Raw genomic sequence first — 23,552 nt, forward strand, 5'->3', positions numbered from 1 at the left:
TACATAAAATTACGGCATGTCTCCGGCATTGTGCGGGCTTCCTTTTTACCGTTTCTGTCAACAGGGCAGGGACATTGTTGAATTTTTAAACCAGGCGTAACCCTGGTTTAACAATGTTATGGTAGGATTGTCCCAGCATATTGTGACCGGGGTGAAACCGCTGGTGTTAAAGCTGGGCAGAAGGTTTTATCATCTATTGGAAAGGCTTAACCTGCCCGTAAAGGCCTGGGAATGGCCGGCCTCCCCCTCCCGGGTACCGGAACTGCTGCGGGAGGGGCAGTGGGTGGGCATGATTTATCTGGATATCGTGGAATTCCAGCTGACCGAGCAGGTCTACGGCAGCCTGTACTGCCAGCAGGTACTGGGCATACTGGACCGGTTGGTCAAAAAGCAAATAAACGCCCTGCTGGAGCCCTACTCCCTGCTGGAAACCCGCCGCTGGGGGGACGACCTGGTCATCTATTTCCATTCCTTTTCCCAGAGCCCACCTGCCCCCCTGGATCTCTCCCGTCTGGCCGAACGGGTGAAAGAAAGTCTGGGAACGGAACTGAATTTGCGCTGCTCCCACCTTATCCCCACCGCCCTGAATTTTCACGTGGGCTACAGCGTGGTCAGACCCACCAGGGAAAATTTTGAAAAGGCCCTCTACAACGCCTATAAAGAAGCGGTGCTGGTGGCCAAAAGTCAGCTGGACGCCCGGGAAGTGAAACGCCGGCAGCAGTTTACCGAGCTGCTGCTCAATAAAAATATCCGCATGGTCTATCAGCCCATTCTGGCCCTGGATTCGGGACAGATTATCGGTTATGAGGCCCTGTGCCGGGGACCGGAAAACTCCTTTTTTGCCAGTCCCCTGAACCTGTTCGGCTACGCGGAGAAAACCAACCAGCTCTACGCCCTGGAAAAGGTAGCCAGAGAAAAGGCCCTGGCCGGGCTGGCCGGGGATCTGGCCGGCTACAGGCTCTTTTTAAACATCAGCCCCCATGTGGTTCACGACCCTTCCTTCCGGGCCGATGAAATCCGGGCTTACATGGACCAGGTGGGTGCGGCACCGGAACGGGTGGTCTTCGAAATCACCGAGCGGACCAGCATCGAAGATTTTCGGACCTTCCGCCAGTCCCTGGAATACTACCGGCAGCACGGTTTTAAAGTGGCCGTGGATGACGCCGGTTCCGGCTATTCCAGCCTGCAGGCCATTGCCGAGCTGCAGCCCGACTATATCAAGATAGACCTTTCCCTGATCCGGGATATCGATAAAAATCCCACCAAACGCATTCTGGTGGAAACATTCCTCACCTTTGCCGAAAAAACCGGCAGCCAGATTATTGCCGAGGGCATTGAAAACAGCGATGAAATGGCGTGCCTTAGGAAAATTGGCATTCCCCTGGGCCAGGGCTTTTTTCTGGCCCGGCCGTCCTATCCCCCGCCGGCAGTTTATATGGAAGCGGCCAGGATGCTGGAAGAAAACACCGGCACCGGCACCGCCACTGCCCGCCAGCGTTCCCGGCTGGGCCGCATGATTCCGGTGGGCAGTATCAGTCAGGCGGTCACCACCATTGATACCCGCACCGTAACCAGGGAGGTGGTGGATTTCTTCACCCATTATCCCCAGGTGGAGGGGGTGGCCGTGCTGGATGAGGAAAAACAACCGGTGGGCCTGGTGATGCGGGATAAGCTTTTCAATCAACTGGGCACCCAGTTCGGTTTCGCCATTTATACCGAGCGGCCCATTTCCCTGGTCATGGACTGCCAACCCCTGGCGGTGGAGCACGACACCCCGGTGGAAGTGGTCAGCCAGGTGGCCATGGCCCGTTCCGATCACAAGGTCTACGACTCCATTATTGTGACCAAAAACCGGTCCTATCACGGCCTGGTTTCAGTGCGCCAGTTGCTGGACGCCATTACCAGCATCCAGGTGGAGGCGGCCCGCTTTGCCAATCCCCTGACCGGACTGCCGGGCAACCGCCAGATTGAGGCGGAACTGCTCAACCGCCTGTCCGGAGAACAGCCCTTCAGCGTGATCTATTCCGATTTAGACCACTTCAAAGGTTTCAATGACCGTTATGGCTTTGAGCGGGGAGACCAGGCCATCAAACTGACCGCCACCATCATTAGCGAGCAGGTGGCCCGGCACGGCCGGCCCGACGACCTGGTGGGACATATCGGGGGGGACGATTTTATTGTAGTTACCAGACCGGAAGTGTCAGAAGAAATATGCCGGAAGATTATCGAGACTTTTGATCAGAAGGTGCCGGAACTGTACGATCCCGAAGACAGGGAAAGGGGCTATATTGACACAAAGGACCGCCAGGACCGGCCGGTACGCCTGCCCCTTATGACCATCTCCCTGGCGTTAATCGACTGTCACCCCGGCCAGTATACCAACCCGGAGGAACTGGCCCGTACTTCGGCGGAATTGAAGAAATACGCCAAATCAAAGGAAGGCAGCGTCTTTGTGAAGGAACGCCGGCGGCGGTCCACCTGAGGACGGCCTTATACCGCCACACTGTCTCCCCGGCCGGTGATATAGTTTTCCGTGCGCCGGTCCCGGGGCCGGATGAAAACCTCCGGAGTGGAACCGTATTCAATTAATTCCCCCTGGCAGAGAAAGGCGGTGTAATCGGAAACCCGGGCCGCCTGCTGCATGTTGTGGGTGACCAGCACTATGGTATATTTTTCTTTCAACTCCCGCATCAACTCTTCGATGCGGATGGAGGCAATGGGGTCCAGCGCCGAACAGGGTTCGTCCATGAGCAGAACTTCCGGCTCCACGGCCAGGGCCCGGGCGATGCACACCCGCTGCAACTGCCCGCTGGAGAGCCCCCCGGCCGCACCATGCAACCGGTCCTTCACCTCTTCCCACAACCCCACCTGCTTCAAGCAGTATTCCGCCTTTTCTTCCAGCAGCTTCTTATTACGCACGCCGTTTAAACTTAGCCCCGCAACCACATTGTGCAAAATGGACATGTTGGGGAAAATATTGGGCGACTGGAAAACCATGCCCACCCGGCGGCGCACTTCCACCGGGCTGATGCCGTTATAAATATTTACTTCGTCTATGCATACCCGTCCCGCCACCCGGGCCCCGGGCACCACCTCGTGCATACGGTTTAAACAACGGATGAAAGTGGATTTACCGCAGCCGGAAGGACCGATGACCGCCGTGATGGAATTGGCCCTTACGGATAGGTTGATTCCCTTCAAAACCTGCTGGTCGTCATACCAGGCCTGCAGTTCTTCCACCTGCAGCTTAAAGGACATCTTTCCCTTCACCTCCTGATTTTATATCCGGGAATTAAAATACGGGCCAGAAGCATGGGCAATAAGATAATCACAATCAGCACCAGCGCCCCGGTCCAGGCCAGCCCGTGCCAGGCGGCAAAGGGGGCTGCGGCGTAACGGAAAATTTCCATGGGCAGAGAAGAAATGGGCTGGGTCAGGTCCAGGGAGAAGTAGTTGTTGTTCAGGGCGGTAAAAAAGAGGGGTACGGGATCGCCGGCAATGCCGGCAATGGCCAGGGTAATGCCTATGGCCACGCCCCGGGCCGTCGAAGGCAGCACCACCTGCAGCACCGTACGCCAGTAAGGGATGCCCAGGGCCATGGCCGCCTCCCGCTGCCCCAGGGGTACCAGGCGCAGCATTTCTTCCGTATTTCTGGCCACCACCGGCAACATGACGATGGCCAGGGCCAACCCGCCCGCCAGGGCGGAAAAAGTCCGCATCTTCACCACCAGCAGGGTATAGACAAAAATGCCGGCAGTGATGGAAGGCATACCGCTTAAAACATCGGCGGTGAAACGAACTATGTCGCCGGCACGCCCCCGCCGGCCGAACTCGGCCAGGAAAATACCCGTGGCCACACCCCAGGGTACAGCGATCAGACAGGCCAGGCCCACCAGCACCAGGCTGCCCGTAATGGCATGGTACACCCCCCCGCCGGGCAGACCCACGGGAGCAGGCGGCCGGGTAAAAAACTGCCAGTTGAGCCCCGGTACACCCCTTAAGAAAATATAAGTCATGATGATCAACAAAACTGCCAGCAGAAGCAGGGTGGCCAGAAGGCTCAAGGCGATCATCATCTGGCTGTATCGATGACGCAGAAAATATGAAAAGGACCCCTTACCAATTCCAACCTTTTCCGCGCGGGAAGGCTCCCGCACATAACCGGCCAGCACCCTTAAACGCTCCATATTCTTACCCTCCGGCTGATCTGGTAAATGAGCAGGCGGGCCAGTATATTGACCAGCAGGGTAATCAGAAACAGAACCAGGGCAATGTGGATCAGCGCAGCCAGATGCAGGGGATCCACCGCCTCGGTAAATTCGTTGATGATCACACTGGTCATGGTGTGGGCCGGGGCGAAAAGGGACCAGGATATCTGCGGGCGGTTGCCGATGACCAGGGTTACCGCCATGGTTTCGCCAACGGCCTTGCCCAGGCCCAGGGTAAAAGCTCCCACAATGCCCGTCCGCGCGTAAGGGAGCACAGCCCGCCGGATCACTTCCCAGGGGGTGGCCCCCAGGGCAATCATGGCCTCCCGCTGGCTGGCCGGCACCACTTCCAGCACCTCGCGGCACACGGCGGTAATGACCGGCGAAATCATGATGGCCAGGATAATCCCGGCTGCCAGCATACCAATGCCCATGGGAGATCCCTGAAAGAAAGGCAGAAAACCAAGGTGATGCTGCAAAGAAGGCTCCACAAACCTGGCCAGCCACGGCGCCAGCACAAAATTACCCCACAGCCCGTAAATTACGCCGGGAACGGCCGCCAGCAAATCAACCAGAAAACCCAGGGTATTTTTAATTTTCCGGGGTGCGAATTCCGCAATATAGATGGCCGCTCCCAGGCTGACGGGGCCGGCCAGCAAAAGGGCCAGCAGGGTGGATACCAGGGTACCGTAAATATAGGGCAGGGCGCCGAATCGCCGGTGCACCGGGTCCCATTCCCGGCTGAAAAAGAAATAGCCGCCAAAGGCCTCCACCGACGGTCCGGCCGCCCGCCAGATGAAAATGGCCATGAGCAGTACCAGTAAGAGCAGGCCCAGGGCACAGACCACCGTTACTCCCAGGAAAAGCCTGTCGCTTTTATTGTTGATAATTCATCCCTTCCTTAGAGCAGAGGTTTGCCCCCGGCAGTCATGCTTTTCAGTTTACTTTCCACTTTCGCCACCACTTCCGGAGGTAGCGGAGCATAGGCCAGTGCGGACGCCATTTTCTCCCCATCATGGACGGCCCACCACAGGAATTGGGCCAGCGCCCGTCCCTTTTCCGGGTCGTCCTGTTCCTTATACACCAGGATATAGGTGTAGCCGGCAATGGGATAGGCATTTTCCCCCGGCGCGTTGACTATGGATACCCGCAGGTCGTCGGGCATACTGGCTGCCGCTCCGGCGGCCGCCGCGGTGGTGGTTTCCAGGCTGGGGGGGACAAATTTACCGGCGCTGTTTTGCATCAGGGCGTAGGGCAGGTTATTGAGCAGGGTGTAGGACAGTTCCACATAGCCGATGGCCCCCACCGTGGTCTGCACCTGCCGGGAAAGGCCTTCACTGCCCTTGGCCCCCACCCCCACCGGCCAGTTGACGGAAGTGCCGCTGCCCACCTTACTTTTCCATTCCGGACTGACCCTGCTCAGGTAATCGGTAAAAATGTTGGTCGTCCCGCTGCCATCACTGCGGTGCACCACCACAATGTTTTGCCCGGGAAGTTTGAGCCCGGGGTTTAAAGCAGTGATCCGGGGATCATTCCATTTTTTAATTTTGCCCAGGTAGATATCGGCCAGGACACCGGGGGAAAGTTTAACATGCTCCTTTACATCGGGCAGGTTATAGGTGATGGATACCGCTCCCAGCACCGTAGGGATATGCATGATTTCACCGGGTGCTTCCTTTAGCTTATCGTCCCGCATGGGGGCGTCGCTGCCGCCAAAGTCGATTACTTTTTTACTGATCTGCTCAATACCGCCGCCGCTGCCGATGGACTGGTAATTGATTTTAACGTTTTTATGCAGCCGCCCATACTCATCGATCCACCGGGAATACAGGGGGTAGGGAAAGGAAGCCCCGGCGCCGTTTAACAGTACAGTTTTGCCGCCCGTTCCCGGCAACTGGCTGCCTGCAGGCTTGTCTCCCGAACCGCCGCAACCGGCAGCCAGCAAAAGCACCAGGAAAAGGAACCCCGCCAGCGAAAAAACTTTCCTGAACATAAATTGCGCCCCCCTCGAATCTTACTCCAGAGGCATCACTGCTCACGCGGCCAGTTCAACGGTTCTAAGCCATCCCAACCGCATTTGAAACGGTCACCACTCCCATCGCCGGTCCCGGGAAAAGAATCCTTCACCGCCCACCACCTTTCACCAAAAATTCACACAATACATCTATGGCTGTTTGCCGTTCCCCGTAAGGCCATCCGGCCTGTCCATTCGTACTGCCAGCCCTATTGTACAACTCCCATGTTAAAATAGGGTTATGGTTGGATTAATTATCCACAAAATAGGACTTTTGCCTCAATGAGGGTAGCAAAAAAGGTTACCGTTCTTGCCGGTAACCTTAAATTTATCTCACCCGCCTGGCCTGCCGGCCGCCCCGGTGGTCCAGGACTTCCGACAGGAGCACGGCCGCCGCCAGGTTACGGGGCGTGAGCAGGGGATGTGCCCGCCGGCCTTTTACGGCCGCCGGTGCCGGGCAGGCCGGTTCGGGGGCACCCCCGTCCCCGGCCGCACGGGAAAGGGCCTGGTGGCGTATCTCCCACTTTTCAGCCACCCTTTCCACCTGCCTGTGGGTCTTCCGGTGGCGGCGTGGTTCCCCTTGTTCAGGACGGTCCAGGCCGGCAGGACCTTCCCGCTCCCCCGGGCGCCCGGGGGCCGGGCCGTCCTCCCCTTCTACCGGAGGCAGTTTTTCTTCCCGCTTATGCCACGGACCGGGAAGCGGTCCTTCTTCCGGCGCGCTCCAGGGGCCTGGTACAGGAGACTCATCGCGGCTCCACGGACCGGCTACAGGGGCGTCATCGCGATTCCAGGGTCCGGGCAGCGGCCGGTCCGCCTCTTCCCCCCCGCCATTCCAGGGCCCCGGCAGGGGGAGATCCCCTTCCCATTCCCCACGGCTCCGGTACCCTCCCGGAGGGTCCCCACCGGCCGGCTCCGCCCCGTACCGCCGTTTTTCCCTTTGGGGTTCCACCCACAGATCGTCCCCTTCCTCGGGCACCCGTGGCGGCAGGGGAGGCACAGGCCCGCCGGGAAAGCGCCGGGAAAGGCCGTCCCGCCGGCGGTTGAAGATCATCCAGAGGGTGATAATCACAAAGACCCAGGCAATAAGGGACTCCATGTTTTAACGTTCCTTTCCTTTTACGGTTGCCTCGCCCGGCTCCGCCGGCCCGCCGCCCATCCTGGCCAGGCCCTCCCGCATGCGGGTGTCGGCCAGCAGGTTCTGCATGTTGTAGTAATCCATCACGCCCAGTTTGCCCTGGCGCAGGGCTTCGGCCATGGCCCGGGGCACCTCCGCCTCGGCCTCCACCACCCGGGCGCGCATTTCCTCCACCATGGCCCGCATTTCCTGTTCCCTGGCCACGGCCATGGCCCGCCTTTCCTCGGCCTTGGCCTGGGCGATGCGCTTGTCCGCCTCGGCCTGGTCGGTCTGCAGCTGGGCGCCGATATTCCGCCCCACGTCCACATCGGCAATGTCGATGGACAGGATTTCAAAGGCCGTGCCCGCATCCAGGCCCTTTTCCAGCACGGTGCGGGAAATGGAATCGGGGTTTTCCAGCACATGCTTGTGGCTCTCCGCGCTGCCCACGGTGGTGACCACACCTTCGCCCACCCGGGCCAGGACGGTTTCCTCCCCGGCACCGCCCACCAGCCGGTCGATATTGGCCCGCACCGTCACCCGGGCCACCACCTTGACCTCGATGCCGTCCTTGGCCACGGCCGACACCAGGGGCGTTTGAATCACCTTGGGGTTCACGCTCATCTGCACCGCTTCCAGCACATTGCGCCCGGCCAGGTCGATGGCCGCCGCCCGTTCAAAGGCCAGGGGAATATCGGCCCGCTCGGCGGCAATCAGGGCGTCCACCACCCGGTCCACATTGCCCCCGGCCAGGTAGTGGGCTTCCAGCTGGTTGACGGTCACATTCAGACCCGCTTTGTCGGCCTTGATCAGTGGTCCCACAATCTTGGCCGGCGGTACCCGCCGCAAGCGCATGCCCACCAGGGTGAAGATCCCCACCCGCACGCCGGCGGCCAGGGCGGATATCCACAGGCCCACCGGTATAAAGCTGAAAATAATCATCACGCCAATTAAAACGAGCAAAAAGAGTATAATCGTGGAAAGCCCGATCAGGTTCAAAATAAACACCTCCGTAATGGTCGTCGGTCATCGGTCGTCAGTCGTCGGCAGTCAGCATGATCATTGATAGCTTGGTCGCCGGTCCTTTGGTTGTTAGTCTGGCCGTTGTCGTCGAAAGTCAGCCGTTGTTCGTGCTGTTATGATGGGCAATTATATTATAGTTTTTCCCGTTCCCTTTTAAAGGCACCTGCGGGCTATTTTATCGGGATGAATTTTCAAACCGTCCGGTTCACATGGCTTCATCCGCCCGCTTTACTATCACCCGGTTACCTTCCACCTGCACCACCTGCACCCGGGTTCCGGCCGGGATGTATTCCCCACCGGTAATCACATCCAGCCGCCGCCCGGCCACCTCGGCCGTCCCGGCCGGGCGCAGGGGGGTCAGGGCCACCCCGGTCAAATCCACCAGGTGCACCAGGTCCACCTGGCCGGCCACATAACCTTCATCCTTTTCCAGCCTGGTGCCCAGGGTCACCCTCTGCCAGAGGTTAAACCTGGCCATGAATTTCAGCCCCAGGTAGAATACCACCACCGAAAGGATTACAGCCACCCCCAGGGCGGCCGTGGCCTGGGTAAAATCCACCGCCAGGAGCAAAACCCCCCAGGCCAGAAGAATGAGCCCGGCCATGCCGGCCACGCCGAAACCCGGTATAACAAATATTTCCAGCACCAGGGCCACCATGCCCAGCAGAAAGGCCAGTACCGCCAGCCAGGTCAACAGCTGTTGGGACATCTGCTCTCCTCACCCCCATCCGTTCCGAATGAGTTTGGAACCCGGTCGTTGACTTATAAACCACCCATGATCATTTTATCACAACCCGCCAATTAACGTACCCCGTTACCAACTTATTTCACAACCGGCGGTAAATCATTCAAAAGGGTTTTTTATATTTCAAATAATAATGCCCGGCACGCTTTGATACAGCACCGGGCATTTCCTCATTGATGTCACCGTGGTCGGTCAATATTCCTGTCATTTTGGTAACGGCCCGGCCAGGAACTAGCGATACTTGCGTTTTCTGGCCGCCTCGGACTTTTTCTTGCGCCGTACACTGGGTTTCTCATAGTGTTCATGCCGTCTGGCCTCGGCCAGGACCCCTGCCTTCTGACAGGAACGTTTGAAGCGACGGAGGGCACTGTCCAGTGTCTCGTTTTTGCCGACACGTACTTCGGCCATTTTGTCTTCCCTCCCTCCGCCATGCTGTAAAACTGTTCATGGAAAACAAAAACCTCCACCCATAAATTGCAAATACCCTGATATTATACCCGCATCCGGCAGTTACGTCAACTAGCCCGGGGGCCATTGCAACGTGCGCCCGCCCAGCAGGTGATAATGGATATGAAAAACCAGCTGACCCGCATCTTCCCCGCAATTGCCGACCATACGGAAACCCTTTTCCAGTCCGAGCTTTTGGGCCACGCGGCCCGCCGCCAGCTGCAACCGGCCCAGAATGGCCTCATCCTCTTTTTCAATATCAAAAAAGGTGGGGATGTGTTTTTTGGGAACCAGCAAGAGGTGGACGGGAGCGGCCGGATGAATGTCCTTAAAAGCAACCACATATTCATCTTCATAAACCACCTCGGCCGGAATCTCCCCCTGGATGATCTTGCAGAAAACGCACTCCTGCACTGCGCCACCTCCTCCCCGCCAGGATTACTGCCATCTGCCAGGCGTTATTTTATTCAACACGGCGGGAAATAAATCCTGCCACAAAAAATTAAATTATTCTACCTTTTAAATCCGGCCCTTCCGCTTCTTCCACCAGCACCGGCACAATCTGCCCCACCAGATGGCTCCCTCCGGGGAAAAACACCCGCAGATAATTATCGGTCAGTCCTTCGTAAAACCCTTTCCTCTGGGGTGAAGCCTCCTCCACCAGCACCAGCACTTCTTTCCCAATGTATTGCCGGGCAAAGGATACGGCCAGTTCCTCCCCCAGGGCAATCAACCGGTGGCTGCGTTCTCCCTTCACCTGAGCGCTGATTTGATCCGGGAAGGAGGCCGCCGCCGTACCCCGCCGGGGAGAATACTTGAACACATGCAGGCGGGAAAAGGCCATTTCCCGCACAAAGGCCAGGGTACTGGCGAAGTTTTCGTCGGTCTCCCCGGGAAACCCCACAATGACATCGGTGGAGATGGCCACCTCCGGGATGCGCGCCCGGATATCCCGTACCAGGCGGCGAAAATCTTCCGTGGTATAATGGCGGCGCATACGGGCCAGCACCTGATCGTCGCCGCTCTGCAGGGGGATGTGCAGGTGGCGGCAGATATTCGGCCGGGAAGCCATGCTCTGCACCAGCTCACCGGTAATATCCATGGGTTCCACCGAGGAAAGGCGCAGGCGCAAAAGGCCGGGTATTTCCGCCAGGCGCCCCACCAGCCCGGCCAGATCCATATCCCCGGGCCTGTCCTGCCCGTAGGCGCCGGTGTGAATACCGGTCAGCACCAGTTCCTTAAACCCTTCCCGGACCAGCCGCCGGGCCTCGGCCAGCACCCTTTCCGGATCCCGGCTTCGCAGGGGGCCCCGGGCAAAGGGTATTATGCAATAGGCGCAATAATTGTTGCACCCCTCCTGAATTTTTAAAAAGGCCCTCACCCGGGAGGGCAGCGCCGGGACGGGCAGTTCCGTGAATTCCTCGACAGCGAATATGTCCCCCACCGCAGCCACCGGCCCATCCTTCCGCCCCGCCTGCTCCTCCACCAGGTCCACCAGGCGGGCCTTGTCCCGGGTGCCCACCACCAGATCCACCCCGGGTATGGCCAGCACCTCCCCCGGGGACGTCTGGGCATAACAACCGGTGACCACCACCATGGCACCGGGGTTGTTCCGGGTGGCCCGGCGGATGAGCTGGCGGGATTTGCGATCCCCCAGGTGGGTGACCGTACAGGTATTGATCACATAGACATCTGCCGGCTTGCTGAAGTCCACCACCCGGTAGCCCCGCCGGCGGAAAAGGGTGGCCAGGGCGTCCGACTCGTACTGGTTGACCTTGCAGCCCAGGGTAACCAGGGCGACGGTTTTGGGCACGCTTATTCACTCCCGTAACTCCACATGGCAGGCGTGGTCGTTCTCCGTCACTACCGCTATCCAAATGATTTAAGGCCCGCCCAGATCCCCCAGTTCATACATGACCATGGCCACCACCGCCAGGCCGGCCGTTTCGGTGCGCAGGATGCGGGGGCCCAGGGAAACGGGCAGCACCCCCCTCTGCCGGGCCAGGGCCACCTCGGCCGGATCAAAACCCCCCTCCGGCCCGATAAAGACAACCACTTCCCGGGAGGATTGTCCCTGCAGTACCCCTTTCAATCCCCGGCCCCTTTCCCCCTCCCAGGGCATCAGGGCCAGGGTATCCGGCGCCAGCAGATCCAGAGCCGAGGGGAGATCCATCACTGCCGTCACCCGGGGGATCAGCGCCCGCCGGCATTGCTTGGCCGCCTCCAGGGCAATGCGCTGCCAGCGCTGCTGGCGTTCCCCGGCCTTTTGCGGGGTCAACTGCACCACGGAGCGGCGGCAATGCAGGGGCACCACCCGGGACACCCCCAGTTCGGTACCCTTCTGAATAATTATATCCATTTTATCCCCTTTGGATAGCCCCTGCACCAGGGTAACCCTTAAAGGGGCCTCCCCGCCGGGAGTAAATTGTTCCAGAATTATTCCTTCCGCCTGACTTCTGGTAATCACCGTCAACCGGACCCGGTAACCGTTACCCCGGCCGTCCAGCACGGTGATCACGTCCCCGGGCCCCATACGTAAAACCCGGGATATGTGCGTCACATCCGGTCCGGTAATGATTACCTGCTCCTTTTGCACCTGCTCCGGGGAAATAAAGAAATGGCTTATGTTCCCCACCCCCGGGCGGCCATGAGGGCAATCCATTCCCCTTCGGCCCGCTCTTCCCGAATCTCCAGACCCCGCAGCACCATTTCCCGGCGCACACCCTTTTCCCGTTCCCGGATGACACCGGAAGCGATAAACAGGCCTTTTGGATTGAGCATTCTAACCACCGCCGGGATCAGGGCGATAATTACGTCGGCCACAATGTTGGCCACTATGACATCGGCCACCGGTATGCCCGTACCCTGGAGCAAATCCCCCTGCCGGACCTCCACCCGGTCGCCCACCCGGTTGCGCTCCACGTTCTGCCGGGCCGTGGCCACGGCCACCGGATCCCTGTCCACGGCCACCACCCGGCCGGCACCCAGGAGGGCGGCCGTAATGGCCAGAATGCCCGATCCTGTGCCCACATCCACCACCATCTCGCCGCCCCGGATTACCTCCTCCAGCATGGTCAGACACAGGCGGGTGGTGGCATGGGTACCGCAGCCAAAAGCCATGCCCGGATCCAGCTCGCAAATAACCTGCCCGGGCCGGGGACGGTATTCCTCCCAGGAGGGTTTGACCACCAGCCTTTCCCCCACCTGTACGGGCCGGTAGTAAGCCTTCCAGGCGTTGGCCCAGTCTTCCTCCTCCATCTCCCGGGTGCTCATGCGCCAGGATGTTTCTTCCAGAAGGGCGGCCAGGGATTCCCGTAAACCGGCCAGGCGGCCGGCCAGTTCTTCATCCACCGGCAGGTAGGCCTTCACCACCGGTTCCGCCGGCAACCGCAAGCCATCCATGGCCACCTGGTCGGCCGGACGCTGCAAGTATAAAGAAATTATGGCGGGGTCCTCAACAACCACCCCGCCGGTTCCCAGTTCCCAGAAAAGATTGCTCACCGCCTCCACCCATTCGGGATGGACACTGACGGCCACTTCCAGCCACCGCAAAGGCAATGCCCCCTCGGGAAAAAACTGTTGGATTTAACAGAAGGCCGGACTGTACTCAGTCCCCTTTTAAGATAAAATGGTAATTGTTACCGGGGGACTGGAGATCCCTCAGCCCATGAAGGCGTCCCTCACCTTTTCAAAGAAACCCTTTTCCACCCCGGCGGGATTTTCCCCGCTCAGCCGGGCAAACTGGCGCAATAGCTGTTTTTGTTCCTCGGTCAATTTGGTGGGCGTAACCACCTTCACCCGCACCAGCTGGTCGCCCCGGCCGTACCCGCCCAGATCGGGGATACCTTTGCCCCGCAGGCGGAAGACGGTGCCGTGCTGGGTGCCCTCGGGTATACGTACGGTGGCTTTGCCTTCCAGGGTGGGCACCTCGATTTCGTCCCCCAGGGCGGCCTGGGCAAAGGAGATGGGCGCCTCCATGATCACATCATTGCCCTCCCGCTTAAACACGGGGTGGGGACGCACGTGAATGTAAACGTAAAGATCCCCCCGGGGGCCGCCCCTGACGCCGGCCTCCCCTTCACCGGCCACCCGCAGGCGGGTACCGCTGTCCACCCCGGCCGGTATCTTCACATGAATGCTGCGGGTGCGACGCACCTGGCCGCTGCCGTGACAGTTGGCACAGGGTTTCTCAATAATACGGCCCATGCCATGGCAGCGGTCGCAGGTGCGGGACTGCACAATGCGTCCAAAGGGTGTGCTCTGGGCAAACTGGACCTGACCCGTGCCGCCGCATAAGGAACAGGTCACCGGGCGGGTGCCCGGTGCAGCACCGGTGCCGTTACAGGTACCGCAGGTTTCCACCCGCGGCACCCGGATGTCCTTTTCCAAACCAAAGGCCGCTTCTTTAAAGGTCAGTTCCAGATCCACCCGGACATCGGCACCCTTTTCGGGCCCCCGCCTTTGCCGGCCGGCTCCACCAAAAAACATGTCAAATATATCGCCCAGGCCGCCAAAGTCGCCGCCAAAACCACCGAATCCCCCGAAACCTTCAAACCCGCCGAAACCCTGACCGTCGGTGGCGGCGTGTCCAAAGCGGTCATAGCGGGCCCGTTTCTCGGGATCACTCAACACCTCATATGCCTCGGCCACTTCTTTAAATTTGGCCTCCGCCTGCGGATCACCGGGATTGGCGTCGGGGTGATACTGCCGGGCCAGCTTGCGGTATGCTTTTTTTATTTCATCGGCGGAAGCGTCCCGGGATACTCCCAGGACCTCGTAATAGTCACGCCTGGCCATGGTGTCACCACCACTTGTAGATTATGGAACAGGGCGGCCGCCCAGCCTGAAAGGCTGAACCGCCCGGTGATAGCCAGCTGAAAATGCTTGATCAAACCACTTCAGGCATGACGGTTGTGCCGGAGGCCCGTCACTGCCCGCCATGCCCAAAGGGTTTTCCCGTATGTCACATTGTTATTATACAACGGTTTCTCCCGAAAAGCCATATATTTTACTTCTGGTCGTCCTTGATCTCATAATCGGCATCCACCACTTTTTCATCCCCACCGCCGGCTCCCGCACCACCGGCTCCGGCCTGCTGTGCCTGTTGCCCCTTCTGTTGATACAAAAGGGTGGTCAGCTCGTACAGGGGCCCGGTCAGGGCTTCGATCCGGGACTTGATGGCCTCCAGGTCTTTGCCCTTTAAGGCCTCCCGCAGATCCTCCACGGCCTTTTTCACCTGATCTGCTTTGGCCCCGTCGGCTTTATCGCCCAGGTCCTTGATGGTCTTTTCGGCCTGGTAGATCATGCTGTCGGCCTGGTTGCGCAATTCGGCCTCTTCCTTGCGTTTGCGGTCCTCTTCGGCGTGTTTTTCCGCCTCTTTAACCATGCGCTCGATTTCCTGATCGGACAGGCCGGAGCCGCCGCTGATGGTGATGCTCTGGGCTTTGCCGGTGCCCAGATCCTTGGCCGAAACGTGCACAATGCCGTTGACATCGATATCAAACTTCACTTCGATCTGGGGCACGCCCCGGGGAGCCGGCGGGATACCGGTGAGCATAAAGCGCCCCAGGGTCTTGTTATCGGCCGCCATGGGCCGTTCACCCTGCAACACGTGGATCTCCACCGTCGTCTGGCCATCGGCGGCGGTGGAAAAGATCTGGCTCTTGGATGTGGGAATGGTGGTGTTTCGCTCGATCAGTTTGGTGAACACTCCCCCCAGGGTTTCGATGCCCAGGGACAGGGGGGTCACATCCAGGAGCAGCACATCCTTGACCTCGCCGGCCAGCACACCGGCCTGGATGGCCGCGCCGATGGCCACACATTCGTCCGGGTTGATCCCCTTATGGGGTTCCTTGCCCAGGAATTTACGTATGGCTTCCTGCACCGCCGGGATACGGGTGGAACCGCCCACCAGGAGCACCTTGTGGATGTCCTTGGGTTCCAGGCCGGCATCGGCCAGGGCCTGGCGGGTGGGCCCCATGGTTTTCTCCACCAGGTCGGCGGTCAGTTCTTCGAATTTGGCCCGGGTCAGGGTCATATCCAGGTGTTTGGGGCCGCTGGCATCGGCAGAGATAAAGGGCAGGTTGATATTGGTGGAGGTAACGCCGGAAAGTTCAATCTTGGCCTTTTCCGCCGCCTCCTTCAACCGCTGCATGGCCATGCGGTCGTTGCGCAGGTCGATGCCCGTTTCCTTCTTGAACTCGTCGGCCAGCCAGTCCATGATGCGCTGGTCAAAGTCGTCGCCGCCCAGCCGGTTGTTCCCGCTGGTGGCCTTGACTTCAAAGACACCGTCGCCCAGCTCCAGAATGGATACGTCAAAGGTTCCGCCGCCCAGGTCAAAGACCAGGATGGTCTGGTCCTCTTCCTTGTCCAGCCCGTAGGCCAGGGCTGCAGCGGTGGGTTCGTTGATGATGCGCAGCACTTCCAGGCCGGCAATCTTCCCGGCATCCTTGGTGGCCTGCCGCTGGGCATCGGTAAAATAGGCCGGGACGGTAATAACCGCCTTTTCTATCTTTTCACCCAGATAGCTTTCCGCGTCGGCTTTGAGCTTTTGCAGGATCATGGCCGAAATTTCCTGGGGCGTATATTCTTTGCCGTCAATATTTACCTTGTAGCTGGAACCCATATGCCGCTTGATGGAAGTAACGGTGCGCTCCGGGTTGCTCACGGCCTGGCGCTTGGCCACCTGCCCCACCAGCCGTTCCCCCGTTTTGGAAAAACCAACCACCGAAGGGGTGGTCCGTCCCCCTTCCGCATTGGGTATAACCACTGCTTCGCCGCCTTCCATGACAGCCACGCAGGAGTTGGTCGTACCAAGGTCAATACCGATTACCTTTGCCATTTTACTCCTCCCCCTTAACAATTGCTACCATTCTGACCGGTTTTATCGTGTTCCCCTTGCGTTTCCCTTTGCGGACCGCCCCGGGCCACCTTGACCATGGCCGGACGCAGCAGGCGATCTTTATAGTAATAGCCCCTGCGCAGTTCTTCCACCACCGTATTATCCGGGTAATCGCCGGTTTCCACCTGCATCACCGCTTCATGTTTGGCCGGATCAAAGGGCTCACCCACCGTCGGTACCGGTGTGAGCCCCTCTCTGGACAGCACTTCCTGCAAATGGCGGTGGATCATTTCCACCCCGGCAATCACCCCGGCCGGATCCTCTCCCTTTGCCGCCAGCGCCCGCTCCAGGTTATCCAGCACGGGCAACAGCTCCGCCACCAGGGATTGGGCGGCATATCTGGCCCAATCTTCCCGCTCCCGGTTTACCCGGCGGCGGTAATTTTCAAAGTCGGCCTGCATACGGGCCAGGCGCTGAAAATAATCCTGGGCCCGGGCCGTGGCCTCCGCCAGACGGCGTTCCAGCCCGGCCACGTCCACGGTACCGGCCGCCTCTTCCTCCGGCGTTGCCTCCTTATCTGCCGCGCTCCCTTCACCGGGGGTTTCGCCTCCATCAGCCCGTTCAGTAAAACCTGCCGCCTCCCCCTGTGGGACGCAGGCCGGACCGGTGTTTTCTTCCTCCGCCAAAGACCGGTCCCCTTCCCTTTCCTCCCCGTTCATCACCGGGGAAACAACTTCTTTATCCTGATTGTGATTCTTTTCTTCCATCGGGGTCACCTCACAAAAAAATCCGGCCTCACCTGCTGCCAAAATCGGCAGCCTCCTTTGGGCCCTGTTCCTTCTCCTCCCGTTTCTTGATAATGGTATCTATACGCAAGATGGCTTCGGCAATTTCCCCCGCTGCTTTAAAGGCATAGGTTTTAACCAGCACGGGATCCACCACACCCAGCTGGTACATATCGGCAATCTGGCCGGTATCACAATCCACGGCCAGGGCGTCATTACCGGTTTCCACCTGGGCAGCCATACAATCACCCAGTTTTTCCAGGGGATTGAAACCGGCATTGGCCACAATCTGAGCCAGGGGTCGTTTTAAGGCCTCCACCACGCAGTCCACCCCATAGGCGGCCATACCCCGCATGCCGGCCCGCACCTGCTCCACTTCCCGGGCCACGGCCAGTTCCAGGGCACCGCCCCCGGGCACCACACCGCCCCTGACCGCCGCCTGTACCGCTGAGGCCGCATCCCTGGCAATGCGCTCCCTTTCCCCCACCACCTCGGCGGTGGCCGCGCCTACCAGGACGGTGGCCATGGGCTTGCCGCTGCCATCCAGCACCCAGACCTGCTCCAGTTTCTCATCATGAAAAACCCGCCGGCAACGTCCCAGGCAGCCCCGGATTTGCTCCAGACCTTTTTTCAGCCCGGTTCGCTTGATTGCCCGGGCGCCGGTATGCTCCGCCGCCCGGCGCAATTCCTTGTTGGCCACCCGCTGCACCACCATCACGCCGGCATCGGTGAGCATCTCCTCGGCCAGGTCGTGTACACCCCGGTCCACCAGCACCAGTCCCACCTGCAGCTGGATAATTTTTTGTATATTCTCCCGGAACTGGTTTTGCAGTTCCATATAACGGGCAAAGCCGGCCTCGGTGGCCAGGGCTTCCTCTTCCAGTTCCTCGGGCTCCAGGGCGTCATCGATGACCAGCACCGGCACGTCCGTCAGTTCCCGGGGCATCTGCCGGTTCATGGGTTCCTTGTTGATTATCACGCCCATGAAGACCTGGTTGTCGGCCCCTTCTTCGGCACAAACCGTATCGGCAAAGCGAAAGGCCCGGTCCACTAGTTTATCCCGGCCGATCAACCTGGCCGCCTCCACCACCAGATCGGCAATATCCTCGTGCCCCCGGCCGGCCACCAGGGCCACCCGGCGCACCAGGGGGTCCCGCAGATCCTCCAGCGGACGGGCCCTTTTCTGCATGGCCTCCAGACCCCGTTTCACTCCGGCCCGCAACCCTTCAATGACCCGGGCCACGGGAACACCCCGGGCCACCTGCTCCACCCCGGAGCCCACCAGAGCGCCGGCCATCACCGTGGCGGTAGTGGTGCCGTCGCCGATTTCCTCCTGTTGGGCCCTGGCTATATTAATCAACATCCGGGCCGCCGGGTGATTGGCATCCATCAAAGTCAGGATGGTCACCCCGTCGTTGGTGATCACCACTTCCCCAAACTTATCCACCAGCATGGTATCCAACCCTTTGGGGCCCAGGGTTCCTTCCACGGCCGAGGCGATGGCCCTGACGGCATTGGCATTGGTCACCAGGGCGGCCAGTCGCTCATCCACTTCCGTGCCGTGGCTGGCCTGTTGTTTCAGGCTCAATATCCATCACCCTCATTTCCTGTTGCTGCCCAGCAATTCTTCCAGGGCGCGGGACAAATTTCTGGTCATGCACTCCACCACACTGACCACCTTGGCATAATCCATGCGGGTGGGGCCCAGCACACCAATGGAACCCACCGGCCTGCCCCGCAGGTGATAGGTGGCCACCACCATACTGCAGTTGCTCATCTGCCGGCAATGCATCTCCCGGCCGATGCGCACGGTCACCCCTTCCCTGTTGGCTTCACTGGAGAGGAGATTGCTCAAGAGATTTTCCTGCTCCAGAATGCTTAGCAGGGTCTTCACTTTCTCCACATTATGGAATTCGGGCTGGTTTAAAATATTAAATACCCCGCCCAGATAAATTTTATCCTCCGGTTCCGTGGTCAGGTAATCATGCAAAAGCCCCATGACCAGATCCAGGACATGCTTATGCCTGGCCAGCTCAAAATAGATTTCACTAATCAAACTGAGCTTGATGCTGGTCATGGACTTTCCCTGCAGCTTGTCATTGAGCACCCGGGAAATGGTTTCCAGGTCGGCGGCGGTGATACTGGCCGGCACCTCAATGATCTGGTGGTGCAGGGCGCCGCTGTCCATGACCACCACCAGCATGGCCTGTTCCGGTCCCAGCTGGACCAGCTGAATATGTTTAAATAAGCCGGCCCCCATTTTGGGAGGCACCACCATGGCCGCATACCGGGTCAACTGGGACAGGAGATGACCGGTGCGCTGGATGACTTCTCCCACATCCCGCACATTGGTCCGGTAGCTCTGCCGGATGAGCTGTTCCTCTTCTTCCGTCAGTTCCTGGCGTTTCATCAGATAATCCACATAATAACGGTAGCCCAGCTCCGAAGGGATGCGCCCGGCAGAGGTATGGGGCTGTTCAATGTAGCCCATTTCCTCCAGATCGGACATTTCATTGCGAATAGTGGCCGGGCTGATCCCCAGCCGGTATTTCCGGGCAATGGTCCGGGAACCCACCGGTTCGGCAGTGGCAATATAGTCTGTAATGATGGCCAGCAGGATATCCTGTTTCCGGGCATCCAGAAACATCCTCCCACACCCCCCTTTGTTAGCACTCTGTTTCTATGAGTGCTAAAAACCTCCTACGTAAAAACATAGCACTGCACCACCCGTTTGTCAAGGCAGGGAACACCCGCAAAAAGGCCCGCCCTGTTCACACAAATTCCGCAAACACCCGGTTGGCCAGGGGCAGCCCCCGGCCGGTGAGGCGTAAATGCCCGGAGCTGATTTCCACCAGACCCTGCCGGCACAGCCTCTCCAACCGTTCACCGTAGACATCTTCCAGACGCCTGCCGAAGCGGGAAGCAAAGGCTTCCAGATCCACCCCTTCCAAAAGACGCAGGCCCAGGAAAACCGTCTCGCCCATGGCTATGGACGGGGTGATCTGCTCCCGGCCTTCCACGGGCAACTCCCCTTTCCGTACCCTGGCCCGGTATTCCGGGAGTGAACCGACATTATAATAACGGACGTTCCCCCGGTAGGAATGGGCGGCCGGCCCCAGCCCCAGATAGGTCCTGTTTTGCCAGCAGGTTAAATTATGCCGGCAGCGATACCCCGGCCGGGCAAAGCTGGAAATTTCATAGTGTTCGTAACCCCGGGCAGTCAGGGTATGGATGGCCTGCCGGTACATGGCCAGTTCCAGCTCTTCGTCACAGGGCGTCACCCGTCCCTCATCCACCGCTTCAGCCAGGGGAGTACCCTCCTCGATCATCAGTGAATAGGTGGAGATGTGCTCCGGATGCAACTCCAGCACCTTTTCCAGACAGCTGCGCCACTGGTCCTGCGTCTGCCCGGGGATGCCGAAAATCAGGTCCACGCCCAGGTTGTCAAACCCCGCCCGCCGGGCCAGCTTAACCGCTTCCACCGCCTGTTCAAAGGTGTGGATCCGCCCCAATAGTTTCAACAGGTGCTCCTGGCAGGCCTGCACCCCCAGGGAAAGGCGGTTCACCCCCGCCCGGCGTAAAACAGCCAGCTTTTCCCCGTCCACAGTGCCCGGGTTGGCCTCTACAGTTACCTCCACTTCCGGCAGCCAGTGGAAATAGCGTCTACTGGCCCGCAATATATCTTCCAGTGTGGACGCCGGCAGGCAGGTGGGCGTACCGCCGCCGATAAAAACCGTTTTCAGCCGCCTTTCCTCCGGAGTCAACCGCTCCCGGTAAAGGGCCATCTCCTGCAGGAGGGCCTCCCGGTAGCGGCCGGCCGCTTCCGGGTCATAGGGGTAGGAGACAAAGTCGCAATAGTGGCACTTGCGGAGGCAAAAGGGCACGTGGATATAGAGACTTAAGGCCAGGGAATGTCCCTCCAGTGCTTATTTATCTTCGATACTCAACACGGCCATAAAGGCCTCCTGGGGTATTTCCACACTGCCCACCTGTTTCATCCGTTTCTTGCCTTCCTTTTGTTTTTCCAAAAGTTTGCGCTTCCGGGTCACGTCGCCGCCATAACACTTGGCCAGTACATCCTTGCGCCGGGCCTTGATGGTCTCCCGGGCAATCACCCGGTTGCCGATGGCCGCCTGCACGGGCACGTCAAAGAGCTGCCGGGGGATGAGGCTGCGCAGCTTTTCCACCAATTGACGGCCCCGGTAGTAGGCCTTTTCCCGGTGGACAATACAGCTTAAAGCGTCCACCGGCTCGCCGTTGATCAAAATGTCCAGCTTCACCAGGTCGCTTTCCCGGTAGCCGGCCAGTTCGTAATCCAGGGAAGCATATCCCCGGGTGCGGGACTTCAGCTGGTCGAAGAAATCAAAGATAATCTCCGCCAGGGGCAGCTCATAAAGCAACATAACCCGGTTTTCGCCCATGTACTCCATGTTTTTAAAGGTGCCCCGCCGCTCCTGGGCCAGGTCCATAACCGCCCCCACATAATCCCGGGGAACCATCAGGGTGGCGTTCACAAAGGGCTCCGCCATCTTCTCTATTTTGCCGGCCGGCGGCAGCCTGGTGGGGTTGTCGATATCCAGCACTTCCCCGGCCGTGGTGGTAACCCGGTAGACCACGCTGGGGGCGGTGGTGATCAGGTTCAGTTTATACTCCCGCTCCAGCCGCTCCTGGATGATTTCCATGTGCAAAAGGCCCAGGAAACCGCAGCGGAAACCAAAGCCCAGGGCTTCCGACGTTTCCGGTTCGTATACCAGGGAGGCATCATTGAGTTTTAATTTCTCCAGGGCCTCCCGCAGGTCGTCGTAGTCCACCGTCTCCACGGGATAAAGGCCGCAGTAGACCATGGGGGTGACCCGGCGGTAGCCCGGCAGCGGCTCCGCTGCCGGCCGGGCCGCCTCCGTAATGGTATCCCCCACCCGGGTGTCCCGCACGTTTTTGATGCTGGCCGCCACATACCCCACCTGGCCCGTGTCCAGCCGCCCCGTGGGGGTCATGGCCGGCTTGAAAATGCCCACCTCGTTCACTTCGAATTCCTTCCCGGTGGACATCATTTTAATGCCCATGCCTTCCGTCAGAATGCCGTCCATCACCCGCACATAGGCAATGACTCCCCGGTAGGAGTCATAGTGGGAGTCAAAGATAAGGGCCTTCAGGGGCTCTTCGGGCCGGCCGCCCGGAGGCGGTATCCGCCGCACAATGGCTTCCAGCACCTCTTTCACCCCGGTGCCCAGTTTGGCGGAAACCAGAAGGGCGTCGCTGGCGTCCAGGCCGATGACATCTTGAATTTCCTTCCTGACCCTCTCCGGGTCCGCGCTGGGCAGATCTATCTTATTAATTACCGGAATAATCTCCAGGTTGTTTTCAATGGCCATATAGACATTGGCCAGGGTCTGGGCCTCAATGCCCTGGGCGGCGTCCACCACCAGCAGCGCCCCCTCGCAGGCCGCCAGGCTGCGGGAAACTTCATAGGTAAAGTCCACATGGCCGGGAGTATCAATCAGGTTTAACTGGTACTCCCGGCCGTCGCCGGCCCGGTAGGTCAGGCGCACGGCCTGCAGCTTGATGGTAATGCCCCGCTCCCGCTCCAGGTCCATCTGATCCAGTACCTGATCGGTCATCTCCCGGGCACTTAAAGCCCCCGTATATTCCAGCAGCCGGTCGGCCAGGGTGGACTTGCCGTGGTCTATATGGGCGATAATGCAAAAATTGCGGATAAAATCCTGTTCTCTCCCCATGACAAACCTCCTGACGGTGCAGACTGCTCCGGCATACATGTGCCCTCTATGCAAATTAATCCCGTGTGCGGTTACGATAGTCAAGGAATGCCGCAAAGGTGCCGCCGCAAACCTATAATGGAAGGTGGTTATCCGTTTTGGGGTCCCGGTGCGACGGGGAATGACCGGCGCCCTGATGGTTTTGCGGCATTATCTCAAGGAAAGATTATAACATTAATTAAAACTCATTAAAAGAGTAGCAGGGATGGATTTAAGGACCTTTTTCCCCCTGGCGATTAAGGACAAAAAGCCGCCGCATAAAATCCATCATCCGGACATAATATTCCCCGCCCCATTTCCGGATGTGTGCCATTGTGTTTTGTCCCATCTCCCCCCACTGATCCACCGGTGGCAAACTGACAGGATGATTGAAAAGGACAATCTCCCCCGGGGCACCCACCCGGATAATCGCAAAGGGTTCAGCAGGCAACAACACCTGGTTGGAAACCGTTACCACCGTATGCAGTCCGAAAAAAACCATGCCCAGAAAAATGCCCAGGGCGACAACCCACCGGTTAAAGCCCATCCTTATCCCCCCAAAATGGTCGCCGGTGTACCGTGCCTCAAGTTATTTTCATTCACAGGTTATGTTAACCAAATA

The 23,552-nt window shown here is 59.2% G+C and carries 21 protein-coding genes; 1 reads left to right on the forward strand and 20 read right to left on the reverse strand.

Annotation, left to right across the window (positions count from 1 at the left end; genetic code table 11):
• Positions 1-163 precede the first annotated feature (163 nt).
• Positions 164-2,482: an EAL domain-containing protein gene (locus GFC01_RS05245; protein ID WP_194174828.1), complete on the forward strand. Its 2,319-nt coding sequence runs from the start codon at positions 164-166 to the stop codon at positions 2,480-2,482.
• Between the two features lie 8 nt (positions 2,483-2,490).
• On the opposite strand, the gene pstB is transcribed toward GFC01_RS05245, so the two are convergent.
• The 20 genes from pstB to GFC01_RS05345 all read right to left on the reverse strand — a co-directional run bounded on the left by pstB (position 2,491) and on the right by GFC01_RS05345 (position 23,477).
• Positions 2,491-3,258, reverse strand: coding sequence for a phosphate ABC transporter ATP-binding protein PstB (pstB, locus tag GFC01_RS05250; protein ID WP_152945590.1), 768 nt, complete (start codon positions 3,256-3,258; stop codon positions 2,491-2,493).
• An 8-nt stretch (positions 3,259-3,266) separates the two neighbouring features.
• Positions 3,267-4,187, reverse strand: coding sequence for a phosphate ABC transporter permease PstA (gene pstA / locus GFC01_RS05255; protein WP_152945591.1), 921 nt, complete (start codon positions 4,185-4,187; stop codon positions 3,267-3,269).
• Positions 4,175-5,098: a phosphate ABC transporter permease subunit PstC gene (gene pstC / locus GFC01_RS05260; RefSeq protein WP_341473770.1), complete on the reverse strand. Its 924-nt coding sequence runs from the start codon at positions 5,096-5,098 to the stop codon at positions 4,175-4,177. The genes pstA and pstC overlap by 13 nt, the downstream gene beginning before the upstream one ends.
• Positions 5,099-5,109: 11 nt before the next feature.
• Positions 5,110-6,201 carry a phosphate ABC transporter substrate-binding protein PstS gene (pstS, locus tag GFC01_RS05265; protein WP_152945593.1) on the reverse strand — a complete coding sequence of 364 codons (1,092 nt, stop codon included), beginning with the start codon at positions 6,199-6,201 and terminating at the stop codon, positions 5,110-5,112.
• Positions 6,202-6,550: 349 nt separating this feature from the next.
• The gene (locus tag GFC01_RS05270; RefSeq protein ID WP_152945594.1) at positions 6,551-7,318 is read right to left on the reverse strand and encodes a hypothetical protein; all 768 of its coding nucleotides are present in this window, start codon (positions 7,316-7,318) and stop codon (positions 6,551-6,553) included.
• Between the two features lie 3 nt (positions 7,319-7,321).
• On the reverse strand, positions 7,322-8,278 hold the full coding sequence (gene floA / locus GFC01_RS05275) for a flotillin-like protein FloA (protein WP_243137270.1): 957 nt from the start codon (positions 8,276-8,278) through the stop codon (positions 7,322-7,324).
• A gap of 286 nt (positions 8,279-8,564) precedes the next feature.
• On the reverse strand, positions 8,565-9,068 hold the full coding sequence (locus tag GFC01_RS05280) for an NfeD family protein (RefSeq protein WP_152945596.1): 504 nt from the start codon (positions 9,066-9,068) through the stop codon (positions 8,565-8,567).
• Positions 9,069-9,335: 267 nt separating this feature from the next.
• The gene (gene rpsU, locus GFC01_RS05285) at positions 9,336-9,512 is read right to left on the reverse strand and encodes a 30S ribosomal protein S21 (RefSeq protein WP_152945597.1); all 177 of its coding nucleotides are present in this window, start codon (positions 9,510-9,512) and stop codon (positions 9,336-9,338) included.
• Between the two features lie 111 nt (positions 9,513-9,623).
• Positions 9,624-9,965 (reverse strand): histidine triad nucleotide-binding protein, encoded by a 342-nt coding sequence (locus GFC01_RS05290; RefSeq protein ID WP_341473762.1) that lies wholly within the window; start codon positions 9,963-9,965, stop codon positions 9,624-9,626.
• Between the two features lie 88 nt (positions 9,966-10,053).
• A complete protein-coding gene (gene mtaB, locus GFC01_RS05295) occupies positions 10,054-11,364 on the reverse strand; it encodes a tRNA (N(6)-L-threonylcarbamoyladenosine(37)-C(2))-methylthiotransferase MtaB (RefSeq protein WP_341473763.1) in 1,311 nt (436 codons plus the stop codon).
• A gap of 69 nt (positions 11,365-11,433) precedes the next feature.
• A complete protein-coding gene (locus GFC01_RS05300; protein WP_152945598.1) occupies positions 11,434-12,213 on the reverse strand; it encodes a 16S rRNA (uracil(1498)-N(3))-methyltransferase in 780 nt (259 codons plus the stop codon).
• Positions 12,174-13,103: a 50S ribosomal protein L11 methyltransferase gene (prmA, locus tag GFC01_RS05305; protein WP_152945599.1), complete on the reverse strand. Its 930-nt coding sequence runs from the start codon at positions 13,101-13,103 to the stop codon at positions 12,174-12,176. The genes GFC01_RS05300 and prmA overlap by 40 nt, the downstream gene beginning before the upstream one ends.
• Before the next feature lie 108 nt (positions 13,104-13,211).
• Positions 13,212-14,348: a molecular chaperone DnaJ gene (gene dnaJ, locus GFC01_RS05310; RefSeq protein ID WP_152945600.1), complete on the reverse strand. Its 1,137-nt coding sequence runs from the start codon at positions 14,346-14,348 to the stop codon at positions 13,212-13,214.
• A gap of 211 nt (positions 14,349-14,559) precedes the next feature.
• Positions 14,560-16,392 (reverse strand): molecular chaperone DnaK, encoded by a 1,833-nt coding sequence (gene dnaK / locus GFC01_RS05315; RefSeq protein WP_152945601.1) that lies wholly within the window; start codon positions 16,390-16,392, stop codon positions 14,560-14,562.
• A 14-nt stretch (positions 16,393-16,406) separates the two neighbouring features.
• A complete protein-coding gene (gene grpE / locus GFC01_RS05320; RefSeq protein ID WP_243137260.1) occupies positions 16,407-17,159 on the reverse strand; it encodes a nucleotide exchange factor GrpE in 753 nt (250 codons plus the stop codon).
• A 28-nt stretch (positions 17,160-17,187) separates the two neighbouring features.
• Complete coding sequence (locus GFC01_RS05325) at positions 17,188-18,765, reverse strand: TCP-1/cpn60 chaperonin family protein (RefSeq protein WP_152945602.1); 1,578 nt, start codon at positions 18,763-18,765, stop codon at positions 17,188-17,190.
• A 12-nt stretch (positions 18,766-18,777) separates the two neighbouring features.
• Positions 18,778-19,824 (reverse strand): heat-inducible transcriptional repressor HrcA, encoded by a 1,047-nt coding sequence (gene hrcA / locus GFC01_RS05330; protein ID WP_152945603.1) that lies wholly within the window; start codon positions 19,822-19,824, stop codon positions 18,778-18,780.
• A gap of 124 nt (positions 19,825-19,948) precedes the next feature.
• Positions 19,949-21,085 carry a radical SAM family heme chaperone HemW gene (gene hemW / locus GFC01_RS05335; protein ID WP_152945604.1) on the reverse strand — a complete coding sequence of 379 codons (1,137 nt, stop codon included), beginning with the start codon at positions 21,083-21,085 and terminating at the stop codon, positions 19,949-19,951.
• An 18-nt stretch (positions 21,086-21,103) separates the two neighbouring features.
• Entirely contained in the window at positions 21,104-22,912 is a 1,809-nt protein-coding gene (gene lepA / locus GFC01_RS05340) for a translation elongation factor 4 (RefSeq protein WP_152945605.1), read from the reverse strand.
• A gap of 250 nt (positions 22,913-23,162) precedes the next feature.
• Positions 23,163-23,477 carry a hypothetical protein gene (locus GFC01_RS05345; protein ID WP_152945606.1) on the reverse strand — a complete coding sequence of 105 codons (315 nt, stop codon included), beginning with the start codon at positions 23,475-23,477 and terminating at the stop codon, positions 23,163-23,165.
• Positions 23,478-23,552: the final 75 nt, after the last annotated feature.

This window comes from Desulfofundulus thermobenzoicus, assembly GCF_009428905.1.
Taxonomy (GTDB): domain Bacteria; phylum Bacillota; class Desulfotomaculia; order Desulfotomaculales; family Desulfovirgulaceae; genus Desulfofundulus_A; species Desulfofundulus_A thermobenzoicus.